The sequence below is a fragment of the uncultured Gelidibacter sp. genome (assembly GCF_947500795.1).
Lineage (GTDB): Bacteria > Bacteroidota > Bacteroidia > Flavobacteriales > Flavobacteriaceae > Gelidibacter.
Genome location: NZ_CANMTE010000001.1, coordinates 383,314 through 404,940 on the forward strand (window position 1 = coordinate 383,314; position 21,627 = coordinate 404,940).

Consider the following 21,627-nt stretch of genomic DNA (forward strand, 5'->3'; position numbering starts at 1 on the left):
AATGGAAAAAAAAGATATTCAAAGTAGGGAAGATGTATTTCTACTCGTTTCAGAATTTTACAAAAAAGTTAGAAAAGATAAGGTTTTAGGCCCTTTTTTCAATCGCGTGATTACAGATTGGGATGCGCATATTGAACGCTTGACCACCTTTTGGGAAAGTAGTTTGTTTATGTCCAAAAAATTGGAGCAACGCTACCATGGTAATCCTTTAGAGGTCCATATTAAGGTGGATGAAGAGAATAATAACACCATAACTTCAGAGCATTTTGGCTTGTGGCTCAATCTGTGGTTTGAAACTCTAGACCAACTTTTTGAGGGTGAGTATGCCGATAACGCAAAAAATCGTGCGCGTAAAATGGGGACTTTTATGTTTATGAATATTTTTCAAGCAAGGCAGTCATAAACCGACTTTTTATGAAGAAGTCAGTGGGTTTTTGGCTTTTTCTGATTGTAATTTCCTGATCTCTAAAATATATCAACTTTAACATCTTTTAACTCTTCCTCAATCAACAAAATTGGCTAATTTTGCACTGCTTCAAGGAAAGCCCAGAAAACCGACCTTATATCATGCAAAAAAGACTCGCTAACATTCTTTTCTCCACCCGATTAACAGCCATTTTATTTGTTGTTTTTGCCTTAGCTATGGCAATCGGTACATTTTTAGATGCCAATCAAGACACCTCTCCAACACCGTACACACGACATTTAATTTACAATGCGTGGTGGTTTGAGGCTATTATGGGTATTTTCATGATCAATTTTATTGGTAATATGTATCGCTACCGTTTATTGCGATGGGAAAAATGGGCCACCTTAACTTTACACTTAGCTTTCGTATTAATCATATTTGGTGCTTTTGTAACGCGATATATCGGATACGAAGGAATGATTGCCATTAGAGAAGGCGAAACCGAAAAGCAGTTTTTATCCCAAAAAACCTATGTCACCGCTTATATTGATGGTGATTATATGGTGGATGGCATGGCACAACGAAAGATTGTTGAGCGTGAAGTTGACTTTTCATACCGATTGAACAATAAATTCAAGGCTGAAACCGACTATAATAACATCCCAGTTTCTATTGAACTTGAAAAATATATTAAATCAGCTGAAATTGATGTGATTCCTGACGAATCTGGAGAAACCTATTTAAAAATTGTTGAAGCCGGAGATGGACTACCTCATAATCACTTTTTAAAATCTGGCGAAGTACAAAACTTGCATAATGTTTTAATCGCCTTAGATAAACCAACACCAGGTGCAATTAATATTACCAGCACTCCTGATGGACTAACCATTGAGTCTCCTTATGAAGGCGATTATATGACGATGGCCACACGTGCTACAGGAGTTGTAGTAAAAGATAGTGTGCAGCCATTGGTGTTGCGCTCACGTTACCAAATTGCCAATATGTCTATGGTATTCCCAAAACCTATGGTGAAAGGTGTTTTTGATGTGGTTAAAAAATCAGAAATGCTTAAAGGTGATGAAGATGGAGTGGTGATGAAAGTAACCGTTAATGGTGAAACAAAACGTGTTAATCTGTTGGGCGGTCCTTATAAAAACAACCCATTTGAACAGGTTGAATTCGGGAATATTATTGTGTCTTTAAAATATGGTTCTAAATTGATTGATCTACCGTTTGAAGTGAAACTGAACGATTTTATCGCTCAAAAATTCCCAGGAACAGAAAAGAGTTATTCTTCTTATGAAAGTAAAGTGACTGTTTTGGATAAAGAGCAGGGCGATTTTGATTACCACATTTATATGAATAATATTTTAGATCACCGAGGATACCGATTTTTCCAAGCAAGTTTTGATCCAGATGAGAAAGGAACAATTCTTTCTGTAAATCATGATTTCTGGGGAACTTGGATCACTTATATTGGCTACTTCCTCCTTTATATTGGGTTGATGGCGATTTGGTTTGATAAGAATACACGTTTTGCAGATTTAAATAAGATGCTTGAAAAAGTTAAAAAGCAAAAGCGAAAAATCACCACGATTTTCCTTTTAGGATTTACCACTTTTGGTTTCTCACAAACACATTCTGCAGATGATGGCCATAACCATGGTCTACCAACAAAAGCGCAAATTGACTCTGTGTTGAGGGCCAATATTACCCCAAAGGAACATGCTGATAAATTTGCACATCTTGTAGTCCAGGATTACAGTGGCCGTATGATGCCAATGGATACCTATGCGTCAGAGATTTTACGAAAACTGAGCAAGAGTGATACTTATGAGGAGTTTGACGCTAACCAAATTATGCTATCTATTCAGGAAAGCCCATTGTTATGGTACAATGTGCCGGTTATTTATTTAGCACCACAAAAGGCGGATACCATTAGAAAAATTATTGGGGTGCCAATGGATAGAAAACACGTCGCTTTTGTTGACTTTTTCAAACCTGATGGTACTTATAAATTGGAGCCTTATCTTAATGATGCGTACAGAGCTCAAGTTCCAAACGGAACTCAAAAGGAATTAAAAGAAGCTGATCAGCGTGTCAATTTGATGCACAATGCACTTGAGGGCCGCGCAATGAAAATCTTCCCGGTACCTAATGATGATAATAATAAATGGATTTCTTCGAAAGAGTTTCGTGATGGAAATTATAGAGAAAAAATTGAAGATTCCCTTTTAGGGAATTTCATGAACAATGGATTTAGCGCGTATTTATTAACGTTAAATAAAGCTAAGCATGACGGCGATTTTTCAAAAGCGGAAGATGTGCTGAATGGCATCAAAAAGACTCAACAAAAGTACGGAAGTGAAGTGATGCTGTCTGATGAAAAAGTCAAGACTGAAATCGCCTATAACAAATATGACATTTTCAAAAACCTGTTCAGTTGGTATATGTATGCCGGAACATTGATGTTTATTGTGTTAATCATGCAGATTTTTAACGGCAACAATAAAATAATCAACATCAGTGTAAAGGTGTTTGCCTTTATCATCTTAGGTTTATTCCTTTTACATACGGCCGGACTCGGGGTACGTTGGTACCTTGCTGGGCATGCACCTTGGAGTGATGCGTATGAATCCATGATTTATGTGGCGTGGGCTACAATGTTCTTTGGATTGGCATTTGGTAGAAAGAGTGATTTAACCATTGCGGCAACAGCATTTGTAACTGCAATTATTTTGATGGTAGCGCATTGGAATTGGATGGATCCTGCAATATCAACCTTAGAGCCTGTATTGGATAGTTATTGGTTGATGATACACGTTGCGGTAATCGTGATGAGTTATGGTCCGTTTGCGCTCGGTTTGATTTTAGGATTGGTATGTTTAATCTTAATGATTGTTACTACTAAAAAGAATCGCAGCAAGATGTTGCTTAATATTAAAGAGTTGACCATTATTAACGAAATGGCTTTGACTACCGGTTTAATCCTATTGACCATTGGTAACTTCTTAGGAGGTATGTGGGCCAATGAGAGTTGGGGTCGTTATTGGGGTTGGGACCCTAAGGAAACTTGGGCATTGATCAGTATTATGGTTTACGCATTTGTAATCCACATGAGATTGGTTCCTGGACTTCGAGGTCGTTTTGGTTTTAACTTGGCTTCTATTATTGCATTTGCGAGTATTATGATGACGTATTTCGGGGTAAATTTCTATCTTTCAGGACTTCATGCCTATGCAAGTGGAGATCAAATTGTGAGCTTGAAGTTTATTGCAATAACAGCGGCTATTGTTGCTGTGATAGCAATTTTAGCTTACCGTAAATATGTTATATATTATAAAAAATAAGAACTAAATACCTACTATAATACATCAGCCATAAGCATTTTTTGTTTATGGCTTTTGCCATTTATGGCGTAAAAATTAGAGTATCGTTTGAAGACTAAATCTTAAGAATAGATGAAAATATTTAAAGAATTCAAGGAATTTGCTGTTAAAGGGAATATGATGGACATGGCCATCGGGATTATTATTGGCGCGTCTTTTAATAAAGTGATTGACGTGTTGGTGAAAAAAGTGTTGATGCCACCATTATCCTTAATGACCGATGGTTTAAATTTTCAGGACAAGCGATTTGTTTTAAGAGAGAAAATTGTAGATGCTACTGGAAAGCTAATTACAGACGAAGTAGCCATCGGGTATGGCGAACTTTTCGAAACTTTCCTTGACTTTTTAATTATTGGATTCACTGTTTTTATCCTTGTCAGATTCCTAAATGGCCTTAAAAACAAAGCGCAGGATCCCAAAGATAAAACGGTTCAAACACCTAAGGATATTGAACTGTTATCGCATCTTACCGAGTTGATGGAAGAGCAAAATCAGTTGCTTAAAAAACAACAGAAGTAATCTGCTGTTTTCAAGAAGTTAGAAAAACTAAAAAAAAAGAATAGTTTTATTTCTGAGGAACCATAGCATTAAAATGCTGTGCTATTTTCGCGTAGGCGATGTCTTTAAAATTGCTGACTACTAAATCTGCAAGGCCATAATCTTGGTCATGGGAATGTAGACTATCATAACCCACACAAAAAATACCTGCATCTTTAGCGGCTCTAATTCCGTTAGTGGAATCTTCAATAACGATACATTCATGAGGCTTATACCCTGAAGCCATGGCTGCTTTTTCAAAAATTTCAGGATGTGGTTTAGATGCTTTTAAATCGGCACCACTCAATTTAGCCACAAAATAAGGGTTCAAATGGAAGCGATCAAAGATATTGTTGATGTTGTCCATTGAGGCCGAAGAAGCCAAAACTAAGGTCAATCCGTTATTGTGGTAATCTTGAATTAAGTCCAGAACACCAGGCAAAAGATCCAATTCGTCATCGTTTTCAAATAAATATTTAAAATGATCACGTTTGAGATCTACCAAGGTTTGCGGACCTAAAGGCAGATTAAAATGTTCTACCAATTCTTCACAAATGGCTCTCGTGGCTTGACCCGTGAACGAGGCATAGAGTGATTCTGAAACATTAATGTTAACATCCCTAAACATGAGATGATACGCTTTGTGGTGTAGCGGTTCAGTGTTTACGATAACACCGTCCATGTCAAACAATACGGCTTTAAGCATTTGGAGAGTAATTAATTAATAGCTCTACGAATATAAGGGAATTGGACTTCAATCCATAAAAAATGGTTTAAACTTTTTATTATTTCTCAAACGTTATCGATTTATCAAGGCCTTTAGGAGTTATAAATAAGCTTTAATTAAACTAAAACCGGTAGATGGAATAAAAATTCTGGGATGTAACGGAATTGTTATTTCTTATAAAAAGGACTCTTCTAATGAGTGCAGGTGTTGTCAATTATTTGTAATTTTAAAGCTTACTAAATGTCAGATCTAATGTCTATATCAAAATACGGATTAAATACCATTTGCACGCATGTTGGCGAAATTAAGGATCAACAGTTTAAAGGTGCAGTGTCACCAATTTATATGTCTACGTCCTATGAGTTTGAAGATGTGGATGTAAAACGTTATCCACGCTATTTCAATACGCCAAATCAGGAGTTCACCTCTAAAAAAATCGCTGCGTTGGAGCATGCTGAAGCAGGAATGCTTTTTGGAAGCGGAATGGCTGCCATTAGCACTGTTTTCTTGGCATTTTTAAAACATGGCGATCATATTGTTGTTCAAAATACGCTTTATGGTGGCACGAGTAATTTTATTAGGGAGGAATTTCCAAAATATGGAATCGAATTCACGTTTACGGACGGCTATGAAGTTTCCGATTTTGAAGCGGCAATTCGTCCAAATACCAAACTTATTCATATTGAGACACCATCCAATCCGTTGTTAACCATTACAGATATTAAAGGTGTTGCTGATTTAGCGAAATCCAAGAATCTGATCACAACCATCGATAATACCTTTGCAAGTCCCGTCAATCAAAATCCAATCGATTTTGGAATTGATATTGTCATGCATTCCGCCACAAAATATTTGGGTGGACATTCTGATATTTTAGCGGGTGCCATTGCCTGTAGTGATGCGCATATGAAGATCATTTGGAATGTTGCCAAAAATTTAGGCGGTAGTTTGAGTGATATGACCGTTTGGATGTTGGAGCGCAGTATGAAAACATTGGCTTTACGCGTTAATGCTCAAAATAGAAATGCTAAAAAGTTGGCAAAATATTTAGAGAAGCACGAGGATGTGAAACAGGTTTTCTATCCTGGTCTTAAAACCCATCCGCAATACGAATTGGCAAAATCTCAGATGAAAGGATTTGGAGGAATGATGTCCTTTGAATTGGCTGACGGATTGGATGCCATGGCTTTTCAAAAGGCATTAAAATTGATCAAATCGTCTATGAGTTTGGCAGGTGTGGAAAGTACGGTATTGTCGCCACATAAAACATCACATTCATTGCTGACCCAAGCTGAACGTGATGCTATGGGGGTGAGTGATAATTTAATTCGTTTTTCTGTGGGAATCGAATCTAAAAAAGATTTGATTGATGATATTGAGCAAGCCATCAACAAGGTGAAAAACGCATCATATGTGTCTTAACATTTTCATTAAAAATTTCAAACCATCAAAAATTAAATAATTTGCATAAAAAATCACTTCATAATAATAAATACAATTTTGATGAACTCGTTAAACATCACGAGGCTTTAAAACCGCATGTGTTTGTAAACGATTATCAAACCCAAACGATAGATTTTTCAAATCCAGCAGCCGTAAAAGCTTTAAATACGGCGCTCTTGGCCACATATTATGGTGTAAAGTACTGGGAGTTTCCTGATGAAAATTTATGTCCGCCCATTCCGAGTCGTGCTGATTACATGCATCATTTAGCGGATGTTTTAAGACGAAGTAATCTAGAAGACAACGTTACTGTACTGGATGTGGGAACGGGCGCCACATGCATTTATCCGTTATTGGGCAATGCGCTTTATAACTGGAATTTTGTAGGGACTGATATTGATAAAAAATCACTTCAAATCGCTCAAAAAATCATTGATAAAAATAATTTATCGGAAGCTATTGAAGTGCGATTGCAGCCGGACTATCAGCAGATATTAAAAGGAATCATCAAACCATCAGATAAGTTTACCGCTTCAGTGTGTAATCCGCCATTTTTCAAAAGTCAAGCAGATGCTTTTGAAGCTACCAAAACGAAATTGAAAGGATTAGGTAGGGAAGGGGACAAAGTGGTTAGAAACTTTAGTGGTACGCCAACAGAGTTGTGTTATGCAGGAGGCGAGAAGGCTTTTTTACATAATTATCTATACGAAAGCTCACAGTATAAACAACAGTGTTTTTGGTATACAAGTTTGGTGTCTAACGTTAACCACGTCGAATCTATGAAAGCATCTTTAAAGAAATTGGGCGCTACAGAGTTTCAGGTTGTAGATATGATTCAAGGCAATAAAGTGAGTAGAATAGTGGCTTGGAGTTTTTTAACCAAGCAAGAACAAAACGAGTGGAATAAAAATTAAATACATGAAATTAGATATTTTGGCTATCGGAGCACATCCTGATGATGTAGAATTGGGTTGCGGCGGAACCATAGCAAAAGAAGTACATAACGGGAAAAAAGTAGGCATTATTGATCTTACTCGAGGCGAATTAGGAACACGCGGTACGGCAGAAACAAGAAAATCTGAAGCTGAAGAAGGCGCCAAAATTTTAGGAGTTGCCGTACGGGAAAATTTAGGGTTTGCGGATGGTTTTTTTGTCAATGATAAAGAACACCAATTGCAAATTATTAAAATGATCAGAAAATATCAGCCTGAAATTGTGTTATGCAACGCCATTGATGATCGTCATATTGATCATGCTAAAGGCAGTAAATTGGTAAGCGACGCTTGTTTTTTAAGCGGATTGATGAAAATTGAAACAGAATTGGATGGCAAAATGCAAGAACAATGGCGTCCAAAATTTGTTTACCATTACATTCAATGGAAAAATATTGAGCCAGATGTGGTAGTGGATGTTTCTGGATTTATGGATATAAAAATTGCAGCGGTCCACGCTTATAAAACGCAATTCTTTGATCCTGAGAGTGAAGCGCCACAAACACCTATCAGTAGTAAAAACTTTACAGATAGCATAGATTATAGAGCGCGGGATTTAGGAAGATTAATCGGAACTGAACACGCTGAGGGGTTTACGGTAGAACGTTACCCTGCTGTGAAAAGTTTATTCGATTTAGTGTAATTTTTTTTCAAAAAGACTTTGTAAACATTAGTAAATAATATACATTTGCACCTCCCAACCAATACAGGTTGGATCGCATCGCAAGATGTGGCTACATGGTGGTTGTAGCTCAGTTGGTTAGAGCATCGGTTTGTGGTACCGAGGGTCGCCGGTTCGAGCCCGGTCTTCCACCCAAAATATAAGCCTTCAAAGCAATTTGAGGGCTTTTTTTGTGCCCAACGCTGAACTAAACACGTCTAGGGCGAGAAAGCTTGTACTGAGCGTAGTCGAAGAACCTGTACTGAGCGCAGTCGAAGAACCTGTACTGAGCGCAGTTGAAGAACACGTACTGAGCGTAGTCGAAGAACCTGTACTGAGCGCGGTCGAAGAATCTGTACTGAGCGCAGTCGAAGTAAGGGATAATTCTCAAAAGTTGTGGGATTTCTATGCTCTGTCATTCCATTCCAATTTGTCATTCCGACGTCAGGAGGAATCCCATAACCGTGGAGGCACTATGGGACAAAGATGATGCGATGTCTCATTACATTCGACATGACAAAAATGGGACGAAGTCGAAAAATTGTGGGATTTCTACGCCCTGTCATTCCATTCAAATTTGTCATTCCGACGTCAGGAGGAATCCCATAACCATGGCGACTCTATGGTACAAAGATGATGTGATGTCTCATTACATTCAACATGACAAAAACGGGAAGTGTCATTCCCTATCGCCGTTGTGGTTTTGTCATTCCGACGTTAGGAGGAATCCCATATCCGTGGAAGTTCTATGGTACAAAGATCATGTGATGTCTCATTACATTCGACATGACAAACCTGGGAAGTGTCATTCCGACGTCAGGAGGAATCCCATGACAGTGGTGATTCTATGGTACAAAGATGATGTGATGTCTCATTACATTCGACATGACAAAAATGTTAATTAAAACAAATCATTCAAGACCTTAGCGAGTCTAATACCTGCAATTTGCATTTGTGTACGCGCCGTATTTAAATATTTATAAGAATATTCATAACGTAAATTTTCACCTGCTTCAGTAGCATTGTAAACGTCTTTTGCAAGAACTTGTGTTTCATTCACCCAATCAACGATAGAACCTTGTTGCAAATATTTCACTTGGGCTTTTGATAACTGGTCAGCATTTGCTGATAGTTCACTATAGGTCATGCCGTAGGATTCCAGCATTTGACTGTCCCATACTCTATGAAGGTTTGTGTCTTTATTGAACCATTTTACCCTAACATCATTACCGCCTTTGTCTTCCTCACGACCAACATGCAACGGCTGATGTAAATCGCCAATCAAATGAATGAGCATTTTTAAGTAAAATGCTTTATCGTCATCGGACGCATTTTCATCTGTGATGATGCTTTTGCATTTTGCTATTCCTGTCACTAAATCGCCTTCTGGATTTTTTGTAGACGTTTCATAGGTGTCCTCAAAAGACATATTAACGTAATGCCAAACGCCAAATTCCCTGTAGCGTGGATCAGATTTTATTTCATCGCTAAACGTAGATACCAACGCTAAAGATTGGTGGTTTAATAGCTTTTTGAGCTTACGTTTGGTTTTGTTGGTTGTATGTTGATCAGCAATAGCACCCACCACACGATGTCCTGTGGCGCCCCATTTTTTAGTAGCGAAACTCTGTGTATTAAAAAGTAAAGCAAGGAGTAATAGAAGTACTGGAATTGGTCTCATAAAATTTAATATCGTATTATTTTTTGTTACGTCTGTTGTAGTTTTTGTCGCCACGTGTTTTAGGCTTTTTGTATTTTTTTACGATTTCTCGCCTGTAGGAACCTCCCAAATTTTCCTTTTGGTTTTTCTCCTTTTTCTCATGAAAAGCAGGTCCTGGAGCATCTTCGTCGCGTCGTTTTATCGGATTATAGCGTTCCTTGTATTGTGGGCGTTCTTCTTCAAGAAGTTCTGTAGACATTTCAACGCCTTCAGGGATTTCTTTTAGCGGAATTTCCATCTGCATCAATTCTTCAATGCCTGTCACCATTTCCTGTTCAGCTTCTGTTGAAAAAAGTAAGGAATGTCCTTCGCGTTCTGCACGACCGGTACGTCCAATTCGGTGCATATAATTCTCAGGGAAACTTGGCGTGTCAAAATTGATAACATGGCTGATATGATCAATATCGAGTCCACGTGCCATCACATCTGTAGCAATTAAGATGCGATTGCTGCCTTCTCTAAATTGTTCAATACTCCTAAGTCGGTAATTTTGTGTTTTGTTGGAGTGAATAACGCAACTTTCATCACGAAAGTGTTCTTCTATTTTGTCAAATAATAAATCTGCCATTTTTTTATAGGCGACAAAAATCAACACCTTATTATAGGTTTCTTTATCTGCCAATAAATGTTTTAAAACATTCACCTTTGAATAAAAGTTAGGCACATTATAGCGTTCTTGACTAATATTTTCTAATGGCGTTCCAGACACAGCAATCGTTACTTTTTCAGGTTTAATGAAAAAATTAGTAATCAATTCATCCACATCCTCAGTCATAGTTGCTGAAAACATGATGTTTTGTCTGCGCTCCGGAAGAATGTCAAAAATGTTCAAAAGTTGATGTCTAAACCCTAAATCGAGCATCACATCTACTTCATCAATCACCATTTTTTGAATGGATTTAAGTTGCAGCACGTGACTCACCGCCAAATCGAACAAACGTCCAGGAGTGGCTACTACGATATCTAAACCTTGGGCAACAGCATGTTTTTGGGTGTTGATATTGACACCTCCATAAACGCCAAGTACTCTTACATTGATGTATTTGGTAAGTTTTTCAATCTCATCTACAACCTGAACAACCAACTCTCGCGTTGGTACCAATACAAGGACGCGTGGATTGTTTTGTTTGGAATATGGCAGATTCCTAAGAATCGGCAACATATAAGCATAGGTTTTTCCCGTTCCTGTTTGTGCAATTCCCACCATGTCTTTTCCTGAAGCCACCACATTAAAGGCTTCTTCCTGAATAGGTGTAGGAGTGGTAAACCCTAAATCGTCTAGGGCGTTATATAATGGGGTATTTAAGTTCAGGTTTTTAAAGCTCAAGGTATTTAATTTTAAATGATGTTTAATATGTTGTGTTGAAGCTTCAGTTTTAAGTAACTACATGGCTTTTTTACACAATTGGCAAAGTTAATGCTAATTAATAACTTATGCTAAATGCGTTTTATGTATTTCAATGGTGTAGGAGGCGCTGTAAGTCTTGCTCTTGTCTAATGCAATAATACCTTCTTTGTCTTTTAAAAGTTGTGTACTGTTTTCAGAATCGGCAACACCTTGCCAAGGTTCTATACAGACAAAATGGGCTTTTGGCTTGGCCCAAATTCCCATAAAAGGAAAATCAGCAAAGCGGACGTTAAGAATTTCGCCATATTTTTTACTGGTTAAGGTGATTTTATCCGATTTAAGATCTTTAAATACAAGCGCATCCTTATCAAATAAATGTTCATGTAAATTGATGGTGTTTGGTGTCGAAAAAATAGGTTCAGTGTTTAAGTTTAAGAGACCATTCTCCATATTGATGAGATGTGTTAAGCTGTTTTCTGCTTGATTAAACTCTAGAGTATAATTAGAATAATCTTCATCAGAATATAGCGGACATTTAAATGCAGGATGTCCACCAACCGAGAAATACATGGTTTTTTCGTCCTTGTTTTTTACGGTATAGGTGATCTTAATGCGATTGTCCAGCAACTCATAACTGACCAAATATTCAAATTCGAATGGATAGTTTTTAAGTGTTTCTTCTGATGATACTAATTTTAAAGTCAGTTGTTGGTCACATTTTTCTTCAACCGAAAAGGAAGTGTTGTGCCTAACGAAGCCATGTTTTGGTAAAGTGTATGATTTGTTGTCATGAATGAACGTGTTTTCTTTTAAAGCACCTACAATTGGAAATAAATTGGGTGCATGTCCAGTCCAAAACTCAGGATTGCCATCCCACATGAATTCCATATTATTTTTTACGGCGGATATTTTTTGTAATTCCGCGCCAGTTGGATGAATGGCGAGTTCTAAAAGTCCATTTTTTAAGCTAAACATGAGCAATATATTTTCAACTAAAGTACAAAGTTCTTAATAAGTTTGCAGAATGTGATTAACTTTACTTCGGAAAATTGAGCCTTGAGAACACGACATACTTTTACGATAGCGAACCCAGATTTTAAAGCACAACTTTTACAGTGGAGCCAACAATTTGAGGAAGTAGTTTGGTTAGATTCCAATAATTATCAGCAAAACTACAGCACCTATGATGTCGTTTTGGCGGTAGATGCTTTTACATGTATTTCTACGGATAGTCATCAGGGATTCGATCAATTGCAAGAATATCAAGCCATCACTAAAGACTGGATTTTTGGCTACTTAACCTACGATTTGAAAAATGATCTTGAAAACCTAAAATCGGAGCATTTTGACGGTTTAGAGTTTCCAGAACTTTTCTTTTTTCAACCTAAAAAGATTTTCTTAATTAAGGGTGATATTGTCGAAATGGACTATCTAAAAATGGTGGATGACGAATTTGAATCTGATCTAAAAGAAATTGCCGCAATTGACTTCGATGAACCAACAAAACCGAGAAAACCTGTAAACATTCAAATGCGATTGACTAAAGAGCAGTATGTTGCTAAAGTCAATACCATGTTGGACCATATTCATAGAGGCGATATTTATGAAGCTAATTTTTGTCACGAATTTTATGCTGATAAGGCCCAGATTGATCCTCTAACGACCTATAAAAAACTGAATGCCATTTCTAAAGCACCCTTTGCGGCGTATTTCAGGAACCATGATCACTTTCTATTGTCTGCCTCTCCGGAAAGATATCTAAAGAAAATTGGGAACAAGGTAATTTCTCAGCCTATTAAAGGGACGGCTTCGCGATCAAAAGATCAATTGTTAGATGAAAATTTAAAAAACGAACTTCAAAACAATCCAAAAGAGCGAAGTGAGAACATCATGATTGTTGATTTGGTACGTAATGATTTGTCACACACCGCGAAAAAAGGAAGTGTCACCGTTGAAGAATTGTGCGCCATCTATACCTTTGAACAAGTACACCAAATGATATCGACAATTACGTCTGAAGTAGAAGCTACAATTCCGCCGGTTCATATTTTAAAAACTACGTTTCCTATGGGAAGTATGACGGGAGCACCAAAAATTTCTGCCATGCAAATTATTGAGGACCTGGAAGAAAATAAGCGCGGATTATATTCTGGGAGCATCGGTTATTTTACACCTTCGGGCGATTTTGATTTTAATGTGGTTATCAGAAGTATTCTTTATAATGCCGATAACAACTATGTTTCCTATTCTGTAGGCAGCGCCATTACTTCAAAAAGTGATCCTCTTAAAGAATATGAGGAGTGCTTGATTAAGGCGAAAGCAATGAAGGAAGTGCTGGAAAATTAATTATATTTAAAGACAACCGTGGCGAAGAGAAAATGCTGAGTTCCGCCATTCCAGTCTTTAAACGCCTAATACAAAACTTATGCTAGAAACTTTTCAAAAACATCTTGGGACTAATTTAAATATGCTTCATGACAGCCGATTGTTGCTGGCAATTTCTGGAGGTCTTGACAGTGTGGTTTTAGCACATTTATGCCATCAATTACATTTAAAAGTGTCCTTGGCACATTGTAATTTCAATTTGAGAGGTGATGAAAGTGATGCTGATGAAGATTTTGTATTGCAGTTGGCTGAAGATTTGGATATGGAAGTATTTATTGAAAGTTTTGATACCGAAACCTACGCTAAAGAAGAGGGACTTTCCATCCAAATGGCTGCTCGCGAATTGCGTTACACATGGTTTCATGAACTGGCTGAACAACTGAAATTTGATTATATCCTCACTGCACACCATGCGGATGACAATCTGGAAACCTTTTTAATCAACTTAACTCGTGGAACGGGCTTGGAAGGCTTGACCGGAATTCCAGAAATGGCGGGTAATATTGTCAGACCTTTATTGCCATTTTCTAGAGAAACGTTAGAGGTGTATGCTATTGGACAGGGAATGTCATGGCGTGAAGATAGTAGTAATGCCTCCACAAAATACTTGAGAAATAAATTGCGACACGATATCATTCCGGTATTGAAACAAATGAATCCGCAATTGCTTCAGAATTTTCAAACCACTATTTCAAATCTGCAGGATAGTCAAGATCTTATTGACGACAGTGTTGTACGCATTCAGAAGAAATTCACTAAAGTTGAAGACGATCAGATTAAATTGGATGTTCATAAACTTAAAAAGCTCTCTAATCCTAAAGCATATCTCTACCAACTTTTAAAGGATTTTAATTTTACGGCGTGGACTGATGTGGTGAATCTATTGGATGCACAATCGGGGAAACAGGTGTTTTCATCCACCCACAGACTGCTCAAGGACCGGGATTTTTTGTTGTTGAGTGAAATTGACTCTGAAACTGCAGCACAGCCTATATCTATTGAAGAAAACGAGAAAGAAATTGCACTGCCTTTTGGAACATTAGCTTTTGACAAGGTGGATACAATTTCAGAAACAGCTCCAAACATTCTTTATGTTGATGCTGAAAAATTGATATTTCCGTTAACCTTAAGAAAATGGGAGGAAGGCGATGTGTTTTATCCTTTAGGAATGAAAGGAAAAAAGAAGTTGAGCAAATATTTTAAGGATGAGAAATTCTCCTTGATTGAAAAAGAGCAAGTGTGGATTATAGAATCTGCTGGAGATGTGGTTTGGATTGTGGGGAAACGTGCAGATGACCGATTTAAAGTCACCGAGAACACCACTAATATTTTAAAAATAGAAGTACAGTAAATGAAGTTACAAGGACAGATCGTCGATATTCAAAATAGACGCATTTATAAAGGAGAAGTCACCATTGCACATGGGAAAATCACCAATATTACCGAGAAGTACCACAGCATTGAACATTATATTCTCCCGGGTTTTGTAGATGCGCATATCCATATAGAAAGTTCAATGTTGGTGCCGAGTGAGTTTGCCCATTTGGCAGTTGCCCATGGTACCGTTGCCACCGTTTCTGATCCGCATGAAATTGCCAATGTGCTAGGTGTAGAAGGCGTTGAATTTATGATTGCCAACGGAAAGAAAGTACCCTTTAAATTTAATTTCGGGGCGCCTTCATGTGTGCCAGCTACTGATTTTGAATCGGCGGGTGCCATTATCGATGCTGACGGCATCAAGGAACTGCTAGAGAGCCCCGACATCAAATATCTGGCGGAGATGATGAATTATCCCGGCGTATTGTTTGATGATCCTGAAGTGATGAAAAAAATCGAGTGGGCAAAACATTATAACAAACCGGTAGACGGCCATGCGCCAGGTGTTGTAGGAGACGATATCACCAAATATATCAAGGCAGGTATTACTACAGATCACGAATGTTTTACCTACGATGAAGCACTCGAAAAACTTCAAAAAGGGATGAAAATCTTGATTCGGGAAGGAAGTGCAGCCAAAAACTTTGAAGCCCTTATCGATCTTTTACCGGAACATTTTGAAAACATGATGTTTTGTAGTGACGATAAACATCCTGACGATTTGCTGTTGCATCATATCAATGATCTTTGTGCAAGAGCTGTCGCAAAGGGCATGGATGTTTTTAAAGTCTTACAAGTGGCATGTCTTAACCCTGTAAAACATTACGGATTGGATGTGGGTACATTAAATAGTGGAGATGCTGCCGATCTAATTGTAGTTGAAGATTTGAAAGCATTTAAAACCCTGCAAACATATATTGATGGCGAGTTGGTTTTTGATCAAGGAGAGTCATTGCTTAAAAAAGTAACATTCCAAAATCTAAATAATTTCAATACGTCGACAAAAGAAATCAGCGAATTTAGATTCCCATCCAACTCCAAACACATTCGTGTCATTGAAGCTCTGGAAGGTCAATTGGTCACCAATGAAGTTATCGAAGAAAGTTTGGTTGAAAATGGGAATGTGGTTTCAAATATAAAAACTGACGTTCTTAAAATGACTGTTGTAAATCGATATCAAAATCTACCGCCAGCTATCGCATTTATCAAAAATTTTGGTTTAAAAGAAGGTGCTATTGCAAGTTCCGTGGGGCACGATTCGCATAATATTATTGCCGTTGGTGTTTCTGATGAAATGATTTGTAAAGCGGTCAATTTGGTGATAGAACATAAGGGCGGAATTTGCGCAGTTTCAAATGCAGATGAACAGATCTTACCTTTGCCAGTTGCCGGAATTATGAGCGATAAGGATGGTGAAACTGTAGGCAAAGCGTATGCTCAATTAGATAAAATGGCGAAACAATTGGGGAGCACTTTAAATGCACCGTACATGACGCTATCATTTATGGCGCTTTTAGTTATTCCTGCATTAAAACTCAGTGATAAAGGCCTTTTTAACGGGAAAGAATTTAAGTTTACTACTGTTGCCGTCGATTAAAATTTCAATTAACCAGTTAATTTACAATCAAAAATGCCCATTATAGAATCTTCATTTAAAGCACCATTTTTATTCCGAAAGGGATTTGTTGCTACCGTTTATTCTGGATTGTTCAGAACAGTCAAATTAGAGCAAAAACGTGAACGTTTAGAGTTGGCAGATGGCGATTTTATTGACTTAGATTGGAGTTATGCCGAGCAAAAATCTGATAAAGTGATCATTTTACTTCATGGATTGGAAGGCAATGGCCAACGTCCGTATTTAACGGGAACGGCAAAATTATTCAATCAGAATGGGATTGATGCCATCAGCGTAAATTTTAGAGGCTGTAGTGGCGAGCCTAACCGAAAATATTATGCCTATCATTCTGGAGCAACGGACGATTTGCACGACATTGTAATGCACGCCATTGAGGATAAAAACTATGCTGAGGTTTTTATTTATGGGATCAGTTTAGGAGGGAATTTAGCATTAAAATATTTAGGGGAACGCGATGTTCCATCAGAAGTGAAAGCGGGTATTGGAATCTCCGTGCCATGTAGTTTAAAGCATTCCGCCAAACGTTTGCACAGTTTGGAGAATAAATTATTTCACGACCGATTTAAAAACAAATTAGTGGACAGTTTAAAGCTTAAGCAGGCGTTATTCCCTGAGCATTTATCGCTGGAAGAGGTGAATTCCATAAAAACCTTAACTGAATTTGATGAGGTATACACTGCAAAAGCTCACGGATTTGAAAACGCTCAAGATTATTATGAAAAAAGCAGTTGTCTGCAATTTTTACCTTCTGTTAAAGTCCCAAGTTTAATCATCAATGCGCTCAACGACTCATTTTTAACCCCAGAATGTTTCCCAGTAAAAGCAGCCAAAAATAATCCCAACCTCTATTTAGAAATGCCAAAACATGGTGGGCACGTTGGTTTTGTGCAACGCGGCGGATTTTATTATACGGAGAAACGTGCCTTGGAATTTGTAAAGGAGCACTCGACTAAGGACTCGTAAAACAATGACCGTTTCGCGTCAATTCGTGAAATTCGTGTCTCTAAAATCTCATCGTTTCAAAGCCTCAGGAAAGCCTTCCACCGTCAAATCCCATAGCATTGGCAACATAAAATAGACAAACAAGGTCAGAATGACGATAGATATAACATTCATCACAACACCTTTACTTACCATATCAGGAATGCGCAAATACCCAGAGCCGAAAACCACGGCATTTGGAGGTGTAGCTACGGGTAACATAAACGCACACGACGCAGCCACCGCGGCGCCCACCATTAGGATAAATGGATGAATGTCTACAATAACCGCCATGGGAGCCAGTACAGGTAACAACATGGCCGTAGTTGCGGTATTGGAAGTGATTTCCGTTAAAAAGTTGATGGATGCAATCAGTAAAAGAATTAAAATGATGGTAGATAAACCAGCAAACGTGGTCATTTGATTGCCGATAAACACCGCTAATCCGCTCGATTCAAATCCGCTTGCAATGGCTAATCCACCGCCAAATAATAGGATTACACCCCAAGGGAGTTTAACGGCATCTTCCCAAGTCATTAATTTTTCTTTTTTATTTTTTGAAGGGATGAGGAATAGGACTATTGTAAAAATGATGGCAATAATGGTGTCATCTAATTTCGGAATCAATTTGTCAAATAGGAGGGAACGGGTTATCCAAAAGAAGGCTGTTGTTCCAAAAACAATCGCTACCATTTTTTCTTCATAACTTATGTTACCGAGCAATTTTAGCAGTCGTTTGATTTCTGTCTTTCCTCCAGGAAATTCTTTTTGAGTAAAATTAAATGCGTAGGAGGTTAAATATTTCCAACAAATAAGAAGGAGCACAAGGGAAATTGGCAATCCGAACATAAACCATTGTAAGAAGGTGATTTCGTAGTCATAAATATTTGAAACGACACCCACTAAAATCAAGTTTGGCGGAGTGCCGATTAAGGTCGCAATGCCACCAATAGAGGCGCTGTAGGCTATGGCCAGCATTAAGGCTTTTCCAAATAAATTAGTTTCGTTTTCAATGGTATTTGGATTGTCTTTAAGTTGTGTAATAATAGCAATGCCAATAGGTAGCATCATGACAGCCGTTGCGGTATTTGAAATCCACATGCTCAAAAAAGCGGTGGCCACCATAAATCCGAGGATGATTTTTTTAATGTCCGATCCAATAAAATTGATGATGTTGAGGGCTATTCGTTTATGGAGGTTCCATTTTTCAATGGCAATTGCAATGATAAATCCGCCAATGTATAAGAAGATGTACTTATGGCCGAATGAAGCCGTTGTTGTGCTCAAATCTAACCCTCCAGATAAGGGAAAGAGCACAATGGGTAACAAGGCTGTGGCTGCAATAGGAATTGCTTCAGTAATCCACCAAATAGCCACCCAAGCTGTGGAAGCCAATATGGCTCTGGCTTCTGTGGAAAGTCCTTCGGGTTTAAAAAATAATAAAATCAGGATAAAAGCTAGTGGTCCTAAGATAAAACCGATGCGTTTAATAGTGCTCATAGTGTTTGGTTGGTGCAACTAAGATATGTTTTTTAGCGCAATGATTGATGAAAATGTGAGTATCTCGGCTGATGCATTAAATTCATCATTCTTTAAGTATATTATCGTTGATCTCTATTTTCCCCTTTGTAGTTGAAGGCATTCTTCCTACATTTAACAAATTGTATGCATTATGCTCAAGAAATTTTTTGGTAGTGCCGTTTTTGGACAAAACCATGGTATCAAAATCGCAAAAGCAAAAGGCACTTACAAGAGGTCGTAAGATAGGGGCAATGTAGTCTGATACTGATTGCTTGAATCGTCGTAAAGATGTTTTAGAACTCCTTAAAAGACGGTTTGTCATTGAACAAAACATCGAAGTGTACTGAAAAATCTTTTGTAACTGTTAAAGCAGTAAAATTGAGAATGGAACAAGTTGCTTAATGATAATAATAAATTTATTTTTTATCAAAAAGATTTACTTTACCATCGTCAAAATCCATAAGGAACTTTTCCTTATTAATATAAATATCAAAAATTATTGTGCTGAGAGTTTTTTCTTCGTCAAATTCATTAATAAATTTCCTAAGAAGGCCACCGCAATATGATTTTGCTTTCCAAGCATAGTATGGTAGAAGAGTATTGTCATAATGAGCATTATGGACAATTAAATTTCGAATTCTAGCAATCATTAATATATCAGTTTTTATGTTGGAGATATGTTGATTGATAATTGACTTTGTATAATCTAAATCTTCATAAAATTTTGAAGCGGCATTAATTTTATCTAATATAAATACATTGGTTTCGTGTTTTTTGATTTCATCTAGACAGTCGATAAAGTTTTTTAGATATATTTCATCGCCTGCTTCTACCTTAATTTGGGCTTTCTTTATAAGTTCATGTGGTAACTTACTTTTATAATAATTTTTATTTCTATAATACCAATATAGCTCCCATCCATAATCATATACAAAATTATAGACCTCTCTCGATGCAACAATTTCTTGAACTATATGTGCTTTTCCGATTCTAGGCTTATCCAATATGTTTTCTATTAAGTTACTTTCCATATTACATAATGTCTCAAGTGCAATCCAATAATTGAGAATTCTATCTTCATCTCGATGTGATTGTTCAGCCTTTCGATGCCATCTTAATGCATTTTTAATTTTGGATAATGTCTCGTTATTATTACTATCGTTCCATATAAAACTAAATTCTTGAATATTATCTATTTGTTTTTCATTCTGTGAAATGTCTAAAGAATTAAAATGCATTATATTTTCATCGGGATATTTATCACCTCCTTTTGAAAAAATCATTTTTCCGTTCTCGTCATAAATTATATAACCATATTCATTGTATGATAGAGGTGATTTTATATTGAAATAGCAATGAAGTACGTCAATAGCTGTCTCTAATTTTCGTTTGGCAATTTTCGATGATGATTTAGGCATTAGATAATCAACTTCTACTTTGGCTTGAAGGTATTTCTCACTAGGCTCACTATCTCTTTGTAGATTTTCCCAATAGTCCAAATCGTTTGGTGTATCAATATCAGGAGTATAGAAAGTAACACCTAAAACATTTTTATTTATAATATTTTCACTTTTTAAACCGCGGATCACAAAAATATATTTAACTTTTTCCGTTTCCTTGTTGTAGTAGTAGCCAAGTGCATTAATTCTATCCCTTAAACTAAGATTGTCTATTTTTTCTTTTTTAACTTGAGTATACTTTTCCTTATCTAGTTCTCCAAATTCATTTTTGTAGTCATTATGATTTATCTCTACAGGGAATTTTGTATTTAATAAGGTAGAATTTCTGTAATAAGAATAATTATCAAAGATATTAGTTAGGAAATTTTCAATATCCTCTAATACGTAGGTCTTCTTAATGAAATCAACGATTAAGCTTTGCGAATAATAATTAATTTTATTTACGAAATTCAAATTAATTTCGTCATCAGATAAGATTATATTTTCAACTAATTCTAATGTGTGTTTAAAATATAAGCCTTTTTCCAGTATTGTTTTTATTTGCTTACACAGAGAAAGAGTGTATCCATCTTTTGTAGTGTTTATTGCTTTTTGAAGTAAGGAGAATTCAGATTTTAAAATAGTTTTGATAACTTCATCATTGTTCTTGTATTCTGCAACTTTTGCAGAAAAATATCTTTTATTATCGGCATTTTTAAACTTATTATCTTCAATTTCAGTGATGATATCCTCAATTAAGATTTGAGGAGAATACAAGTTAAACCCATAGGATCGTTTAAGAAAATTACTAATTAGATCAGTCCATAACTCTTTCCAAAATTCGATTTTTAAATCTGTATTATTCATTGACTATAATTTTGTATCAAAGTAGAAAGATTAATCTTAATGGCAGATGTTTTTAATTAATATTAAATAGAAAATTTTAAGCGATGTTGTTTTCAAATCTCCTGTCCAAATAATGTTTGGTACGGTGCTTCTTTGTATATTTATACTGATACTTTACGGTGATAATCATGGTTAATTCTTTTCGCCAATTAGTTG

16 protein-coding genes and 1 tRNA gene are annotated in these 21,627 nt (G+C 36.8%); 11 read left to right on the forward strand and 6 right to left on the reverse strand.

Annotated elements, in window-relative coordinates; genetic code table 11:
* Nucleotide 1: 1 nt before the first annotated feature.
* From Q0947_RS01710 to mscL, 3 genes are all read left to right on the forward strand, one after another.
* Complete coding sequence (locus Q0947_RS01710; protein WP_299390608.1) at nucleotides 2-403, forward strand: group III truncated hemoglobin; 402 nt, start codon at nucleotides 2-4, stop codon at nucleotides 401-403.
* Between the two features lie 164 nt (nucleotides 404-567).
* Entirely contained in the window at nucleotides 568-3,759 is a 3,192-nt protein-coding gene (ccsA, locus tag Q0947_RS01715; protein WP_299390609.1) for a cytochrome c biogenesis protein CcsA, read from the forward strand.
* 111 nt (nucleotides 3,760-3,870) lie between these two features.
* On the forward strand, nucleotides 3,871-4,317 hold the full coding sequence (gene mscL / locus Q0947_RS01720; RefSeq protein ID WP_299390610.1) for a large conductance mechanosensitive channel protein MscL: 447 nt from the start codon (nucleotides 3,871-3,873) through the stop codon (nucleotides 4,315-4,317).
* 46 nt (nucleotides 4,318-4,363) lie between these two features.
* On the opposite strand, the gene Q0947_RS01725 is transcribed toward mscL, so the two are convergent.
* A complete protein-coding gene (locus tag Q0947_RS01725) occupies nucleotides 4,364-5,041 on the reverse strand; it encodes an HAD family phosphatase (protein ID WP_299390611.1) in 678 nt (225 codons plus the stop codon).
* A gap of 273 nt (nucleotides 5,042-5,314) precedes the next feature.
* Here Q0947_RS01725 and Q0947_RS01730 point away from each other — a divergent pair, with 273 nt between their 5' ends.
* From Q0947_RS01730 to Q0947_RS01745, 4 genes are all read left to right on the forward strand, one after another.
* The gene (locus tag Q0947_RS01730; protein WP_299390612.1) at nucleotides 5,315-6,484 is read left to right on the forward strand and encodes a PLP-dependent aspartate aminotransferase family protein; all 1,170 of its coding nucleotides are present in this window, start codon (nucleotides 5,315-5,317) and stop codon (nucleotides 6,482-6,484) included.
* Between the two features lie 41 nt (nucleotides 6,485-6,525).
* On the forward strand, nucleotides 6,526-7,419 hold the full coding sequence (gene rlmF / locus Q0947_RS01735) for a 23S rRNA (adenine(1618)-N(6))-methyltransferase RlmF (protein WP_299390613.1): 894 nt from the start codon (nucleotides 6,526-6,528) through the stop codon (nucleotides 7,417-7,419).
* Nucleotides 7,420-7,423: 4 nt separating this feature from the next.
* Nucleotides 7,424-8,140 carry a bacillithiol biosynthesis deacetylase BshB1 gene (gene bshB1 / locus Q0947_RS01740; protein WP_299390614.1) on the forward strand — a complete coding sequence of 239 codons (717 nt, stop codon included), beginning with the start codon at nucleotides 7,424-7,426 and terminating at the stop codon, nucleotides 8,138-8,140.
* A gap of 97 nt (nucleotides 8,141-8,237) precedes the next feature.
* Nucleotides 8,238-8,313 (forward strand) — tRNA-His (locus Q0947_RS01745).
* A gap of 746 nt (nucleotides 8,314-9,059) precedes the next feature.
* On the opposite strand, the gene Q0947_RS01750 is transcribed toward Q0947_RS01745, so the two are convergent.
* The 3 genes from Q0947_RS01750 to Q0947_RS01760 form a co-directional block, all read right to left on the reverse strand.
* Complete coding sequence (locus Q0947_RS01750; protein WP_299390615.1) at nucleotides 9,060-9,839, reverse strand: S1/P1 nuclease; 780 nt, start codon at nucleotides 9,837-9,839, stop codon at nucleotides 9,060-9,062.
* 16 nt (nucleotides 9,840-9,855) lie between these two features.
* Nucleotides 9,856-11,205, reverse strand: a complete 1,350-nt coding sequence (locus Q0947_RS01755) for a DEAD/DEAH box helicase (protein ID WP_299390616.1) — start codon at nucleotides 11,203-11,205, stop codon at nucleotides 9,856-9,858.
* Between the two features lie 105 nt (nucleotides 11,206-11,310).
* On the reverse strand, nucleotides 11,311-12,201 hold the full coding sequence (locus Q0947_RS01760) for an aldose 1-epimerase family protein (RefSeq protein ID WP_299390617.1): 891 nt from the start codon (nucleotides 12,199-12,201) through the stop codon (nucleotides 11,311-11,313).
* A gap of 81 nt (nucleotides 12,202-12,282) precedes the next feature.
* Between Q0947_RS01760 and Q0947_RS01765 the strand changes: the two genes are divergently transcribed.
* The 4 genes from Q0947_RS01765 (at nucleotide 12,283) to Q0947_RS01780 (ending at nucleotide 17,587) form a co-directional block, all read left to right on the forward strand.
* Nucleotides 12,283-13,572, forward strand: coding sequence for an anthranilate synthase component I family protein (locus Q0947_RS01765; protein ID WP_299390618.1), 1,290 nt, complete (start codon nucleotides 12,283-12,285; stop codon nucleotides 13,570-13,572).
* A gap of 79 nt (nucleotides 13,573-13,651) precedes the next feature.
* The gene (gene tilS, locus Q0947_RS01770) at nucleotides 13,652-14,962 is read left to right on the forward strand and encodes a tRNA lysidine(34) synthetase TilS (RefSeq protein WP_299390619.1); all 1,311 of its coding nucleotides are present in this window, start codon (nucleotides 13,652-13,654) and stop codon (nucleotides 14,960-14,962) included.
* Complete coding sequence (gene ade / locus Q0947_RS01775) at nucleotides 14,963-16,585, forward strand: adenine deaminase (protein ID WP_299390620.1); 1,623 nt, start codon at nucleotides 14,963-14,965, stop codon at nucleotides 16,583-16,585.
* Nucleotides 16,586-16,618: 33 nt separating this feature from the next.
* The gene (locus Q0947_RS01780) at nucleotides 16,619-17,587 is read left to right on the forward strand and encodes an alpha/beta fold hydrolase (protein ID WP_299390621.1); all 969 of its coding nucleotides are present in this window, start codon (nucleotides 16,619-16,621) and stop codon (nucleotides 17,585-17,587) included.
* A gap of 48 nt (nucleotides 17,588-17,635) precedes the next feature.
* Here Q0947_RS01780 and Q0947_RS01785 read toward each other — a convergent pair whose 3' ends face one another.
* Complete coding sequence (locus Q0947_RS01785; protein ID WP_299390622.1) at nucleotides 17,636-19,105, reverse strand: DASS family sodium-coupled anion symporter; 1,470 nt, start codon at nucleotides 19,103-19,105, stop codon at nucleotides 17,636-17,638.
* 437 nt (nucleotides 19,106-19,542) lie between these two features.
* A complete protein-coding gene (locus Q0947_RS01790; protein WP_299390623.1) occupies nucleotides 19,543-21,432 on the reverse strand; it encodes a HEPN domain-containing protein in 1,890 nt (629 codons plus the stop codon).
* Between the last annotated feature and the right edge of the window lie 195 nt (nucleotides 21,433-21,627).

Excerpts from the sequence above, each read along its gene's own strand:
- Q0947_RS01790 (WP_299390623.1), bottom strand. The coding sequence starts at position 21,432 with ATGAATAATACAGATTTAAAAATCGAATTTTGGAAAGAGTTATGGACT.
- ccsA (WP_299390609.1), top strand. The coding sequence starts at position 568 with ATGCAAAAAAGACTCGCTAACATTCTTTTCTCCACCCGATTAACAGCC.
- mscL (WP_299390610.1), top strand. The coding sequence starts at position 3,871 with ATGAAAATATTTAAAGAATTCAAGGAATTTGCTGTTAAAGGGAATATG.
- Q0947_RS01730 (WP_299390612.1), top strand. The coding sequence starts at position 5,315 with ATGTCTATATCAAAATACGGATTAAATACCATTTGCACGCATGTTGGC.
- bshB1 (WP_299390614.1), top strand. The coding sequence starts at position 7,424 with ATGAAATTAGATATTTTGGCTATCGGAGCACATCCTGATGATGTAGAA.
- tilS (WP_299390619.1), top strand. The coding sequence starts at position 13,652 with ATGCTAGAAACTTTTCAAAAACATCTTGGGACTAATTTAAATATGCTT.
- ade (WP_299390620.1), top strand. The coding sequence starts at position 14,963 with ATGAAGTTACAAGGACAGATCGTCGATATTCAAAATAGACGCATTTAT.
- Q0947_RS01785 (WP_299390622.1), bottom strand. The coding sequence starts at position 19,105 with ATGAGCACTATTAAACGCATCGGTTTTATCTTAGGACCACTAGCTTTT.
- Q0947_RS01725 (WP_299390611.1), bottom strand. The coding sequence starts at position 5,041 with ATGCTTAAAGCCGTATTGTTTGACATGGACGGTGTTATCGTAAACACT.
- Q0947_RS01750 (WP_299390615.1), bottom strand. The coding sequence starts at position 9,839 with ATGAGACCAATTCCAGTACTTCTATTACTCCTTGCTTTACTTTTTAAT.
- Q0947_RS01760 (WP_299390617.1), bottom strand. The coding sequence starts at position 12,201 with ATGTTTAGCTTAAAAAATGGACTTTTAGAACTCGCCATTCATCCAACT.
- Q0947_RS01780 (WP_299390621.1), top strand. The coding sequence starts at position 16,619 with ATGCCCATTATAGAATCTTCATTTAAAGCACCATTTTTATTCCGAAAG.
- Q0947_RS01710 (WP_299390608.1), top strand. The coding sequence starts at position 2 with ATGGAAAAAAAAGATATTCAAAGTAGGGAAGATGTATTTCTACTCGTT.